This window comes from Neorhizobium sp. BETTINA12A, from assembly GCF_023006485.1.
Taxonomy (GTDB): domain Bacteria; phylum Pseudomonadota; class Alphaproteobacteria; order Rhizobiales; family Rhizobiaceae; genus Neorhizobium.
This window is the reverse complement of record NZ_JALBGW010000147.1, coordinates 1-11,814: the sequence shown is the minus strand read 5'-3', so window position 1 is coordinate 11,814 and position 11,814 is coordinate 1. Positions and strand designations below refer to the sequence as shown.

The 11,814-nt window shown below is 62.9% G+C and carries 15 protein-coding genes; 10 read left to right on the top strand and 5 right to left on the bottom strand.

Annotated features, from left to right (window positions below; translation table 11 throughout):
- The 6 genes from MOV61_RS24005 to MOV61_RS23980 all read left to right on the top strand — a co-directional run.
- Window positions 1-261 (top strand): SDR family oxidoreductase (locus MOV61_RS24005; RefSeq protein WP_247138386.1); only part of this gene is annotated, 261 nt, incomplete at its 5' end.
- A 37-nt stretch (window positions 262-298) separates the two neighbouring features.
- Entirely contained in the window at window positions 299-1,531 is a 1,233-nt protein-coding gene (locus tag MOV61_RS24000; protein ID WP_247138385.1) for a 3-methyl-2-oxobutanoate dehydrogenase (2-methylpropanoyl-transferring) subunit alpha, read from the top strand.
- 202 nt (window positions 1,532-1,733) lie between these two features.
- Complete coding sequence (locus tag MOV61_RS23995) at window positions 1,734-2,747, top strand: alpha-ketoacid dehydrogenase subunit beta (protein ID WP_247138384.1); 1,014 nt, start codon at window positions 1,734-1,736, stop codon at window positions 2,745-2,747.
- A gap of 3 nt (window positions 2,748-2,750) precedes the next feature.
- The gene (locus MOV61_RS23990; protein ID WP_247138383.1) at window positions 2,751-4,052 is read left to right on the top strand and encodes a dihydrolipoamide acetyltransferase family protein; all 1,302 of its coding nucleotides are present in this window, start codon (window positions 2,751-2,753) and stop codon (window positions 4,050-4,052) included.
- 15 nt (window positions 4,053-4,067) lie between these two features.
- A complete protein-coding gene (lpdA, locus tag MOV61_RS23985) occupies window positions 4,068-5,465 on the top strand; it encodes a dihydrolipoyl dehydrogenase (protein WP_247138382.1) in 1,398 nt (465 codons plus the stop codon).
- Between the two features lie 21 nt (window positions 5,466-5,486).
- On the top strand, window positions 5,487-5,888 hold the full coding sequence (locus MOV61_RS23980) for a DUF4087 domain-containing protein (RefSeq protein WP_408962422.1): 402 nt from the start codon (window positions 5,487-5,489) through the stop codon (window positions 5,886-5,888).
- A gap of 56 nt (window positions 5,889-5,944) precedes the next feature.
- Here MOV61_RS23980 and MOV61_RS23975 read toward each other — a convergent pair whose 3' ends face one another.
- From MOV61_RS23975 to MOV61_RS23965, 3 genes are all read right to left on the bottom strand, one after another.
- The gene (locus MOV61_RS23975; RefSeq protein WP_038549548.1) at window positions 5,945-6,631 is read right to left on the bottom strand and encodes a metallophosphoesterase; all 687 of its coding nucleotides are present in this window, start codon (window positions 6,629-6,631) and stop codon (window positions 5,945-5,947) included.
- Window positions 6,632-6,738: 107 nt separating this feature from the next.
- Window positions 6,739-7,533, bottom strand: a complete 795-nt coding sequence (locus MOV61_RS23970; RefSeq protein WP_038549547.1) for a nucleotidyltransferase family protein — start codon at window positions 7,531-7,533, stop codon at window positions 6,739-6,741.
- Between the two features lie 165 nt (window positions 7,534-7,698).
- Complete coding sequence (locus tag MOV61_RS23965) at window positions 7,699-7,959, bottom strand: hypothetical protein (protein WP_247138381.1); 261 nt, start codon at window positions 7,957-7,959, stop codon at window positions 7,699-7,701.
- A 156-nt stretch (window positions 7,960-8,115) separates the two neighbouring features.
- Here MOV61_RS23965 and MOV61_RS23960 point away from each other — a divergent pair, with 156 nt between their 5' ends.
- Together MOV61_RS23960 and MOV61_RS23955 are read left to right on the top strand one after the other, a co-directional pair.
- Entirely contained in the window at window positions 8,116-8,304 is a 189-nt protein-coding gene (locus MOV61_RS23960; RefSeq protein ID WP_038544703.1) for a DUF3008 family protein, read from the top strand.
- A gap of 113 nt (window positions 8,305-8,417) precedes the next feature.
- Window positions 8,418-8,663 carry a hypothetical protein gene (locus MOV61_RS23955; RefSeq protein WP_247138380.1) on the top strand — a complete coding sequence of 82 codons (246 nt, stop codon included), beginning with the start codon at window positions 8,418-8,420 and terminating at the stop codon, window positions 8,661-8,663.
- A 318-nt stretch (window positions 8,664-8,981) separates the two neighbouring features.
- Here MOV61_RS23955 and hutX read toward each other — a convergent pair whose 3' ends face one another.
- Window positions 8,982-9,500 carry a heme utilization cystosolic carrier protein HutX gene (hutX, locus tag MOV61_RS23950; RefSeq protein ID WP_247138379.1) on the bottom strand — a complete coding sequence of 173 codons (519 nt, stop codon included), beginning with the start codon at window positions 9,498-9,500 and terminating at the stop codon, window positions 8,982-8,984.
- 7 nt (window positions 9,501-9,507) lie between these two features.
- Entirely contained in the window at window positions 9,508-9,855 is a 348-nt protein-coding gene (locus MOV61_RS23945) for an antibiotic biosynthesis monooxygenase (RefSeq protein WP_037076909.1), read from the bottom strand.
- Between the two features lie 163 nt (window positions 9,856-10,018).
- Here MOV61_RS23945 and MOV61_RS23940 point away from each other — a divergent pair, with 163 nt between their 5' ends.
- Together MOV61_RS23940 and MOV61_RS23935 are read left to right on the top strand one after the other, a co-directional pair.
- Window positions 10,019-10,903: a hemin ABC transporter substrate-binding protein gene (locus MOV61_RS23940; RefSeq protein WP_247138378.1), complete on the top strand. Its 885-nt coding sequence runs from the start codon at window positions 10,019-10,021 to the stop codon at window positions 10,901-10,903.
- The coding region (locus MOV61_RS23935; protein ID WP_247138377.1) for an iron ABC transporter permease at window positions 10,903-11,814 on the top strand (912 nt) is incomplete at its 3' end. The genes MOV61_RS23940 and MOV61_RS23935, both read left to right, overlap by 1 nt.

Below are 11,814 nucleotides of genomic sequence, written 5' to 3'. Positions count from 1 at the left end.
GGCATGACCCTGCCGATCGCTCGCGAGCTGGCCCGCGACGGCATCCGCATGATGACGATCGCGCCCGGCATTTTCGAAACGCCGATGATGGCCGGATTTTCCGACGAGGTGCGTGCCTCGCTCGGCAAGTCGGTGCCGTTTCCGCCGCGGCTCGGCCGGCCGGCGGAATTTGCGCGGCTGGTGCGCGACATTATCGAAAACCCGATGCTGAACGGCGAAGTGATCCGTCTCGACGGAGCGCTCAGGATGGCGCCGCGTTGAACGACTGATTTGATCGGTTCTTTGGGAGGAGAAACGAATGACGGATGGACAGAGGCTGAGCCTGCATGTGCCGGAGCCGGAAGTGCGGCCGGGCGGCAAGCCGGATTTTTCCAATGTGCCGATCCCGAAGGCAGGCTCGGTGCGGCGGCCGGAGGTGGACGTCGATCCGAAGGAAATCCGCGACCTCGCCTATTCGATCATCCGTGTGCTCGACCGCGAGGGCGAGGCGGTCGGTCCCTGGGCAGGGTCGCTGACGCCAGAGGAACTGATGGAGGGCCTCAAGCACATGATGCTGCTGCGCGTCTTCGACAGCCGCATGCTGATGGCGCAGCGGCAGGGCAAGACCTCCTTCTACATGCAGCATCTCGGCGAGGAGGCGGTCTCCTGCGCCTTCCGTAAGGCGCTTCTCCCGGGCGACATGAACTTTCCGACTTATCGCCAAGCAGGCCTGCTGATTGCCGGCGGCTATCCGATGGTCGACATGATGAACCAGATCTATTCCAACGACGCCGATCCCCTGAAGGGGCGGCAGTTGCCGATCATGTATTCGTCGAAGAAGTTCGGCTTCTTCACGATCTCCGGCAATCTCGCCACGCAATATGTGCAGGCCGTCGGCTGGGCCATGGCATCGGCGATCAAGAACGATACCAAGATCGCTGCGGCCTGGATCGGTGACGGCTCGACGGCCGAGTCGGATTTCCATTCGGCGCTGGTCTTTGCTTCCACCTACCGGGCGCCTGTTGTCCTCAATGTCGTCAACAACCAGTGGGCCATCTCGACCTTTCAGGGCGTGGCGCGCGGCGGATCGGGCACCTTTGCCGCCCGAGGCCTCGGTTACGGCCTGCCATCGCTGCGCGTCGACGGCAACGACTATCTCGCCGTGCACGCGGTCGCCAAATGGGCGGCGGAGCGGGCTCGACGCAATATCGGCCCGACGCTGGTCGAATACGTCACCTACCGCGTCGGCGCGCATTCCACTTCAGACGATCCCTCCGCCTATCGCCCGAAGGAGGAGTCCGAGGCCTGGCCGCTCGGCGATCCGGTGATCCGGCTGAAGAACCACCTGATCCGCATCGGCACCTGGAGCGAGGAACGTCATCGCCAGATGGAAGCGGAAATCCGCGACACGGTCGTCGCCGCCCAGAAGGAAGCGGAGCGCCACGGCACGCTGCATTCCGGCGGCCGGCCGTCGATGCGGGACATGTTCGAAGGTGTTTATGCTGAAATGCCGCCGCATCTGAAGCGGCAACGGCAGCAGGCGGGGGTGTGATGATGGTTCCTTTTGATCTTGAAAGACCCCTCCCCAACCCCTCCCCACAAGGGGGAGGGGCTAACCCGGCCTCGATGTCGCCTGATGTAAAATGGGGCAGTGCTACGAGTTATCTCCCCCCTTGTGGGGGAGATGGCCGGCAGGCCAGAAGGGGTCTTGCTTCCTCCGATCTCGATGCCAACCTTTTCCGGGAGGCCCGCCCATGCCGCGCATGACGATGATCGAGGCGATCCGCAGCGCCATGGATGTCTCCATGGAGCGCGACGACGATGTGGTCGTTTTCGGCGAGGATGTCGGTTATTTCGGCGGCGTCTTCCGTGGCACCCAGGGCCTGCAGCAGAAATACGGCAAGACGCGCTGTTTCGATGCGCCGATCAACGAATCCGGCATTGTCGGCGTGGCGATCGGCATGGCCGCCTACGGGCTGAAACCCTGTGTCGAGATCCAGTTCGCCGATTACATGTATCCGGCCTACGACCAACTCACCCAGGAAGCGGCGCGGCTGCGCTATCGCTCCAACGGCGATTTCACCTGCGGCATCACCGTGCGGATGCCGACCGGCGGCGGCATCTTTGGGGGGCAGACGCACAGCCAGAGCCCGGAGGCGCTGTTTACTCACGTCTGCGGGCTGCAGGTGGTGGTGCCCTCCAATCCCTATGACGCCAAGGGCCTGCTGATCGCCTCGATCGAGAACCCGGATCCGGTGATCTTCCTCGAACCGAAGCGGCTCTATAACGGCCCGTTCGACGGCCATCACGATCGGCCGGTAACCTCCTGGGCCGGCCATCCGCTCGGGGAGGTGCCCGCCGAGCACTATGTCGTGCCGCTTGGCAAGGCGGTGGTGCGGCGGCCGGGTTCGGCGGTGACCGTGCTCGCCTATGGCACGATGGTGCATGTGGCGGAAGCGACGGCCGAGGAGACCGGTATCGACGCCGAGGTGATCGACCTGCGCACCCTGATGCCGCTCGACCTCGATACGATCGTCACTTCGGTGAAGAAAACCGGTCGCTGCATGGTGGTGCACGAGGCGACGCTCACCTCCGGCTTTGGCGCGGAACTGGCGGCGCTGGTGCAGGAGCATTGCTTCTACAACCTCGAAGCCCCGGTCAGCCGGGTGGCCGGCTGGGACACGCCGTATCCGCATGCGCAGGAATGGGATTATTTTCCAGGCCCGGCCCGCGTCGGCCGGGCGCTGCGCGACATGATGGAGGCCTGAGACATGGCGGAAAAACTCATCAAGCTGCCGGATGTCGGCGAAGGCGTCGCGGAAGCGGAACTGGTCGAATGGCACGTCAATGTCGGCGATCTGGTCCGCGAAGACATGGTGCTGGCGGCCGTGATGACCGGCAAGGCGACCGTCGAAATCCCGTCGCCCGTGGAAGGTGAGGTGACCTTCCGGCACGGCGAGATCGGCGACATCATTGCAACCGGCACCGTCATCCTCAAGATCAGGACCGTGGGCGAGGCCGTCGACGGTGAGGAGGAGCCGGAGATCGAGCTTCCGCTGGTCCAGCCGGAGGCTTTGTCCGTTGAACCGCAGAAGAAGTCCGAGCCGGTAGTGGAAAGGCCGAAGCCTGCTGAGGTTATTCCTCAGAAGCCAGCCGCATCATCTGTTCCGAGGGATGTCGGAGTCCCCCGTGCCGAGGGAGAAAAGCCGCTGGCGCCGCCGGCCGTTCGTCTTCGGGCGAAGGAGGCGGGCATCGACCTTCGGCAAGTGCCGGGCACTGGCCCGGCCGGCCGCATTACCCATGAGGATCTGGACACGTTCCTGAACAGCCAGGGCGGCGGCGGAGGTGTCGCTGCCGGGCTGCAGCCGAACAAGGCGGTCCAGGAGGTCAAGGTGGTTGGCCTGCGCCGCCGCATCGCTGAAAAGATGGCGCTGTCGAAATCCCGCATCCCCCACATCACCTATGTGGAAGAGGTCGACATGACCGCGCTGGAAGAGCTGCGGACCCGCATGAACGGCACCCAGAAGCCCGGTCGGCCGAAACTCACCATCCTGCCCTTCCTGATGCGGGCGATGGTCAAGGCGATCGCCGAACAGCCGGGCATCAATGCGCTTTACGACGACGAGGCCGGCATCATCCGCCAATATGGCGGCGTGCATATCGGCATCGCGGCGCAGACGCCCTCGGGCCTCGTCGTTCCGGTTGTCAGGCACGCCGAGGCGCGCGACATCTTCGACTGCGCCCGGGAAGTGGCACGCTTAAGCGAAGCGGCCAAGAACGGTACCGCGCTGCGCGAGGAACTGTCCGGTTCGACGATCACCATCAGTTCGCTCGGCGCGATGGGCGGCATCGTCTCGACGCCGGTCATCAACCATCCGGAAGTGGCGATCATCGGCGTCAACAAGCTCGCCGTCCGGCCGCATTGGGACGGGACGCAATTCGTGCCGCGCAAGATGATGAACCTGTCCTCCAGCTTCGATCACCGGGTGATCGACGGCTGGGATGCCGCGAGTTTCGTGCAGCGCCTGAAGGCGTTGATGGAAACACCGGCGCTAATCTTCGTCGAGGAGTGAGGTGAGAGAAGAACAATGAAAGAGATCACCTGCAAGCTCCTCGTCATCGGGGCCGGTCCGGGAGGCTATGTCTGCGCCATCCGGGCCGGCCAGCTGGGGGTCGACACGGTCATCGTCGAGATGGCGAAGCCGGGCGGTACCTGCCTCAATATCGGCTGTATTCCCTCCAAGGCAATCATCCATGCGGCCGACGATTTCGCGAAGACCGTCGCGATGGCGGCGGGCAAAAATGCAATGGGCATCAAGGCCGACAATCCGGCGATCGACCTTGCCAAAACCATGACCTGGAAGGACGGCATTACCGGCCGGCTGACGCTGGGCGTCGCGGGCCTCCTGAAGAAGGCTGGCGTCAAGATCGTCGTCGGCCGGGCAAAATTCCGGGATGGCAAGACGGTCGCGGTGGAGACCGAGACGGGCGAGCAGGTCATCCGCGCCGAAAATATCGTCATCGCCACCGGTTCTGCGCCGGTCGAATTGCCGATGCTGCCGTTCGAGGGCAAGGTCATTTCCTCGACCGGCGCGCTGTCCCTGACCGAGGTACCACAAAAGCTTGCAGTGGTTGGTGCCGGCTATATCGGCCTCGAACTCGGGCTCGCCTTTGCCAAACTCGGAGCGAAGGTGACGATCGTCGAAGCGCTCGACCGCATCCTGCCGCTCTACGATACGCAGCTTACCCAGCCGGTCGCCAAGCGGCTCGCGGCTTTGGGCGTCGAGGTCCTGCTCGGCACCAAGGTCAAGGGCCTGTCTTCGAATGGAGAGGCGCTGCTGGCGGAGACCGGCTCCGGCGAGGAGAAACGCATCGCTGCCGACAAGATCCTCGTCACGGTCGGACGCAAGCCGGTGACCGAAGGCTGGGGCCGTGAAGAGCTGGAGCTCGACATGGACGGCCGGTTCCTGAAGGTCGATGAGCAGTGCCGCACCTCGATGCGCGGCATCCATGCGGTGGGCGACGTGACCGGCGAGCCTATGCTGGCGCACCGGGCAATGGCGCAGGGCGAGATGGTGGCGGAGATCGTCTCCGGCAAGCGCCGTCCCTGGGACAAGCGCGCCATCCCGGCCGTCTGCTTCACCGATCCGGAAATCGTTTCCGTGGGCCTGTCGCCGGACGAGGCGAAGGCGCAGGGCCGCGAGATCAAGGTCGGTCAGTTTCCGTTCGCCGCCAACGGACGCGCGATGACGCTATCGGCAGAGGAAGGGTTTGTCCGCATCGTGGCGCGGGCCGACAACCACCTTGTGCTCGGAATCCAGGCTGTCGGCGCTGGCATCTCCGAACTCTCGGCTGCCTTCGGGCTGGCGATCGAGATGGGGGCGAGGCTGGAGGATATCGCCGGGACGATCCACGCGCATCCGACGCAATCGGAGGCTTTTGCGGAGGCTGCGATGAAGGCGCTGGGACATGCGTTGCATATGTGAGCATATCGGTAGCAAATCGCCGTGGACGCGTGGATCGCCGCAGCGTATTCCTGTGTTGAACGGGAGGCGATGATGAAGAAACTATTTGCGATATGCTTTTCATGCTTGCTTGTGCCGGCGGCGGCGCTTGCCGAAACGCGTTGCGGCTGGCTGGTCAATCCGACGCCGCGCAACTGGACGCTGATCGATGCCCAGAATGAATGGCTAATCATGCTTCAGGGCGGCTACGAAGCCAAAGGCATGGACAAGATCAAGGACATGGCTGAAGGCGAGCATGTGACCATAAACTACAGCCATGGCTACGCCTGCTTTTGCATGAACGTTTCGACTGGCAAGGACGAAATCGTCCGGGAGATTTACTCCACCCGCCAGCTGCCCCTTTCAAAATGCCGACGCGATCCGGCACTCAGCGAGCCTAGATGAACAATTAGGCCTCCCGCCCGGTGTCCTGTCCAGAGGAGTTTGGTCGCGATAACGGCCTAAAGCTCGAGCAGCGCATACGGCTTTCCGGTCGGCTTCTCGATATGCGAGGCGACATTGTAGACCGGGGCGCCGCCGGGCGTCTTGCCCTCGTAAGTGCCTCGATGGGCATGGCCGTGGACCACGGCAGAGACTGGAAAACGGTCGATGGTTTCCGCAAGGCGCGACGAGCCGAGAAACGGATAAATCTCCTCCGGCTCGCCGATCACGGTCTCGCGGATCGGCGCGTAGTGCAGAATGACCATGGCCCGTTCCGAGCGAACCTGGCGCAACGCGTTTTCGAGCCTCATGGTTTCCTCGACGCTTTCGGTGACCATGGCCTTAATGGCAGGCTCGCCGAACGAGCCGAGCATGTGGCGGCCGAAACCGCCGGCGAAACCCTTGGCGCCTGCAAAGCCGACGCCATTGATCTCGACGGCCTGGCCTTCCAGCAGGTGGATGCCGGCATCCTTCAGGATATGGGTGACCTCCTCGACGCAGCCGCATTCGTAATCATGATTGCCGAGCACGCCGACGATCGGGATCGAGCAGGAGCGCAGATCGGCCGCCAGTATTTCCGCCTCCTTCGGTTTGCCGAGATCGGTCAGGTCGCCGGTCAGTACCAGGATATCGGCAGCCTGCGAGATTTCGCTGAACAGCTCCCTGTAGGACGCCGAACCGTGCTCCTTGATATGCAGGTCGCCCATCGCTGCGATCCGCTGCTTGCCGTTCGCCTTCTTCGTCGATGCCTTGTCGCTGTCAGCCTTTTTTGTTTCCGTCTGGACGGTGACGCTCTTCGCGTCGGTTGCTTTGCTCACGCTAAGCCTCCTTCGGCCATTTCCTCTTCGACGCCGTCGCGAAGGTCGCCTTCGCCGCCGACGTCTGCAAAACCCCATTCCTTGACGTCGATCTCGAAATCCACCCGGCTGAACATGCGACCGCGGCAGATCTTCATCTGCGGCAGCGGCAGTTCGCGCTGCGCCTTCAGGCGGTCGAGCAGTTCGTCCAGAAGCCAGTCGGGCACCTTGTCGCGCTCGGTCGGGTAGATCCAGCGGAAGTTCAAGAGGTGGATCAGCAGCACTTCCCAATGCACTTCCATATGGCTCAGCAGCCGTTCCCAATCGATCTGGTCATGAGCGCGCAGGATCATATGGACGATATCGCCGCCGTCATAGCGGTGGCGGAGCTGCACGAAACATTTCGACCAGATGAGTTCGGTCGGCGCGATGATCCGTACCTTGTGGCCGTTCATCTCGATCTGGCGGGCGTTTTCAAACCAGGCGTCGCTGATCGGCATCGTGCCGTTCGAGGCGGCGAAGATGACGTCGAAGAAGTGCCGGCCCTTCTTCACCTTGCCGAGCCAGCGGTCGTCCTCCACCTCGATATGATAACCCTTGTCCTTGAAATGGGCGAGGATGCGGGCGTAGTCGCCGGCCTTGCAGAAGATGTCGAGATCCTTCGTCTGACGGGTGATGCCCGTATAGGCACTGATGGCGAACGTGCCGGCCAGCAGGAACGGGATATGGCACTTGGCCAGATCCTCGACCGCCTCGGCGACAAAGGCTTCGGAATCCGCGTCGGCAAGCGTCGGCGCAGCCTTCACCTCCATTCCCGGCATGGTGTCGACCGGATGGGTAGCCTTCTCCCTCGGCAGGTTCTGCGCGGCATTCGCTTCAGCATTCATTACGGATCTCCGAAATGTGGCTTCGCGCAGAGGAACACCCGGGCATGCCCGGAGGTTCCGTTCTTGGGTCATTGCGACTGTGCTGGCGCTTCACCGTTCGGGATTATCGGCATTCGCCATAGGGCTGGCGCGGCCGTCCGGCTGGTCGCCGTCTTCGCGCCCGTCCGTGTCCTCAAGATCGCTTTCGACCAGATAGGCGTCGCTGCCGCCGAGCCTTGCGGCTTCCTTCAGCGCTTCCGGGTTGGTGGTGTCCAGTTGTTCGTCGTCCAATTGCTCCTGGAGCGCATCATTGGTCTTGTTGTCGTCGGCTGGGGTCTTGCCGCTGTCGGCAGCTGGGCGTTTGGCGTCCATGGCGATGGTTCCTTTCTCTGATGTCGAGCCATTCCAGACATCCATCCGGGCTCATCTCTCAACCGTTGGCAACGCAACAGGTTCCGCCGGTGGCCTAGGCGGGAACCAAAGCCGCGGCTGACTGTTGATTAAGCGTGCAAACTTCAGGAGGCAGACATGCCAGCGAAATCCAAAGCACAGCAGAAGGCAGCCGGCGCAGCGCTTGCGGCCAAACGCGGCGATATGAAGAAGAGCGAACTCAAGGGCGCTTCGAAGGGCATGGAGAAATCCATGAGCGAAAAGCAGCTTGAAGATTTCGCCTCGACCAAGCGCAAGGGCAAGCCCGACCACGCCGCCCATCACTGACGAGATACCCGATTTGCCGAGACGCCAGATCGGGCTGCCGGTCCGAGACCGGAACTTCGCGGAAAGACGGACGTTCTTTGGGACGTTCGTCTTTTCGTGGAGGAGGAAAAGTCATGCCGCCTGAAACCATACCGCCTGAAGAACTCGACAAGACGCTGACCGCCCTGCCGCTGAGGATCGGCGTCTATATTCCGGACGACCTGATGGAAGACTGGTTTGCGCCCGGAACGGGCATGAACCCCGTGAGCGAGGCAGCCTTGAAGGCGGCGGAAGCCTACGGCCGCCGCTTCGAATGCGAGTTCAAATATTATCCGGAGCGTATGGAAGGCGTTTTCTGGAAATGGGTGCCGGCTCTCTAGCGCGTCTTTCAAGTCTCGATGAGTGAGCCTCGATGAGGCTGGAAAAGTCGATGAGGCGCGCCGCGCCGCTAAGGATCGCTCTTCTCTGCCTCATGGCCAAGCGATCGGTCCGCCTATGGCGCGGCGGCGCCTCATTCAATGACAATCACCTCAAGGGGCGGTACGGGGGGCTGAAACGATCGTAACGCAGCCGCCAGCCTGCTTCGCAAGGCCTGCCATGACGCTGCAAATGCACGAGAAAAGGAAAGGTTCCGCTGAAAAGTGATTCGAACGGTTATTTTTCGTCCGAATCACCAAAACTCACGGAACGGTCACTGCTCAGGCGTAGCTGTCGCGCAGTGCTTCGAATTTCTGAAGCTGCTCGGCGATCAGTTCGCGTGCGGCATCCCGCTTCACGAAGACCTTGAACATCGCCGAACCCTTGGCATTCATGAACCAGACCGAGCAGGAGCGACGGCCGTGGAAGGCACGATCGACGAAGGTCACCGACGCGCAGTTATCCTTCTTGATGTGACCGCCGATCGGGCTGTCGCCGTGGATGTTGAACCATCCGTGGCCTTCCGAACCCATCGGCAGGCTGCCTTCGGCCTCCAGCACGATGTCTTCGGTATGGACGATGAAAAGAACCTCCCCCCAGGTGCTCATCTCGGCCCAGATGTCGGCGAACCTCTCCTTGTCGGCGATGATCGCCGCGCCTTTCGGCAGGATTTCGAGGATCTCGGCGGGCGTCACGTCGGCATTGGCGGCGATCGCCTCGACGACGCCGTCGGGCTTCTCCGCCAGAGCGGCGAGAGCCCGACGGCGACGGTCCGGGCTGATTTCGGAAACGGCGTTCATCGGGACCTCAGGCAGCAGCGTCGGCGCGCACGCCGTTCTTGTCTTCGTGGATGATCACTTCGAAACCTTCGAAATGCGGACCCGAGAGATATTCCACCTTGCCGCGGTTGTTGCCGGCATTCGCGTGGGCCGCGCGGAACTGTTCCGACTTTGTCCAGGCCTGGAAGTCCTCGAAGGTTTCCCACACGGTATGGGATGCATAGAGGGTGTGATCCTCCGCCTTCGGGCCCTTGAGCATATGGAACTCCACATAACCGGGCAGTTCTGCAAGCCGGCCCTGGCGGCCGCGCCAGATGGCTTCGAACGCCTCTTCATAACCCGGCACGACGCGGAATCGGTTCATGGCGATGTACATGGATAGTCCCTCACTTAAAGTTTCACTTTCGGCTCAAGATATCTGCGGCCGGTCCCCTTGAAAAGCCTAAAAAACTTGCGTAGTCAACTCAAGTTATATCCGCCGGCCAGGCGGACCCGAGGCATATTACGCCTCGATTTGAGCAGACAAGGAGCAGGGTATCATGGGGTCTTCCTTCACCTTGAGGGGGCTTTTCACAGCCGTCCTCCTGGGCACCGGTCTCGTCGCGGGCGTCGCGGCTGCATCCGACAAGGGCAATCCGGAGGCCAAGCGGATCGTTTCCATCGGCGGCACGATCACCGAGATCCTCTATGCGCTTGGCGCCGAGGACCGGATCGTAGCACGGGACTCGACGAGCTTCTATCCGGATGCGGCCAACTCCAAGCCGGACGTCGGTTACATGCGCGCCTTGTCTGCGGAAGGCATTCTCGGCCAGAAGCCCGATCTGATCCTGATGGAGCAGGATTCCGGCCCGCCGCCGGTCATCGAAATCCTCAAAGCCAGCGAAGTGCCGATGGTGGTCATCCCGACACCGCCGAAGGCGGATGCGATCGGCAGGAAGATCCGCGACGTGGGAGCGGCAGTCGGGCTTTCCGACAAGGCAGAGGCGCTTGCCGTGAAGACGGAAGAGGGGCTGAAGAAGCTCGCCGCTGACGTCGCTCAGCTTCCCGGTCCGAAGAAGAAGGTCCTGTTCGTGCTGTCGCTCACCAATAACCGCGTCATGGCCGGCGGTGCCGATACGGAAGCGGGCGCGGTGATCGAAATGGCCGGCGGTATCAATGCCGCGCCGACGATCAACGGCTACAAGCCGCTCGCCGACGAAGCCGTGATCGCGGCCAAGCCGGATGTCGTGCTCGCCATGTCGCGCGGCGATCACGTCATGACGCCGGAACAGGTTTTTGCGATGCCGTCGATGCAGACGACGCCGGCTGCCGCCAACAAGGCGCTGGTCACCATGGACGGCCTGCTGCTGCTCGGTTTCGGCCCGCGCACCCCGGACGCTGCCCGCTCGCTCGCCGCCCGGATCTATCCCGGGGCGATCAACTGATGATGAAGGCGCTGGCGATGCCGTTCCGGCCGGCGGAGGATGGAGACCGGACCCGCCAGGGCGTCGTCATGCTTCTTCTCCTGGCGGTTATGCTGTTTGCCGCGTGCCTGCTTTCGCTCGGTATCGGCCCGACCGGCGTCGGCCTGCGCGATCTCTGGACCTATGCGACCGGCAACAGCGCCAGCCTGTCTACACAGGAACGGGTGATCCTCGAAGCGGTCCGCCTGCCGCGCACCGCGCTCGGCCTGCTGGTCGGCGCCGGGCTTGCCGTCTCAGGCGCGATGATGCAGGGCCTGTTCCGCAATCCGCTTGCCGATCCCGGCATCGTCGGGGTGACTTCTGGCGCGGGACTTGCCGCGGTTGCGGCGATCGTGCTCGGCAACGGCATTCTGGCGCCGGTCGCCATGCTGCTCGGCAACCAGTTCCTGCCGCTGATGGCCTTCTTCGGCGGTCTCTTCAACACTTGGGCGCTCTATCTCATCGCCACCCGCGACGGGCGGACGTCGACGACGGCTCTGATCCTGTCCGGCATTGCGATCGGTGCGCTTTCGGCAGCGCTGATGGGCCTGATGATCGTCATGGCCGACGACCGGCAGCTGCGCGACATTACCTTCTGGAGCCTCGGCTCGCTCGGCGGCGCCACGTTCGGCCGGGTGTTGTCCATTCTGCCTTTCATCGGCGCGGTGATGCTCATCATGCCCTTCGTGGCGCGGGGGCTCGACGCACTGGTGCTCGGCGATGCGGCGGCCTTCCACATGGGAATACCGGTGCAGCGGCTGAAGAAGATCGTCATCGTCGCGGTCGCCGCCGCCTGCGGTTCGACCGTTGCGGTTGCCGGCTCGATCGGTTTCGTCGGCTTTGTCGTGCGGGATCTGCTGCGCCTCGTCATGGGGCCGTCGCACCGCTTCCTT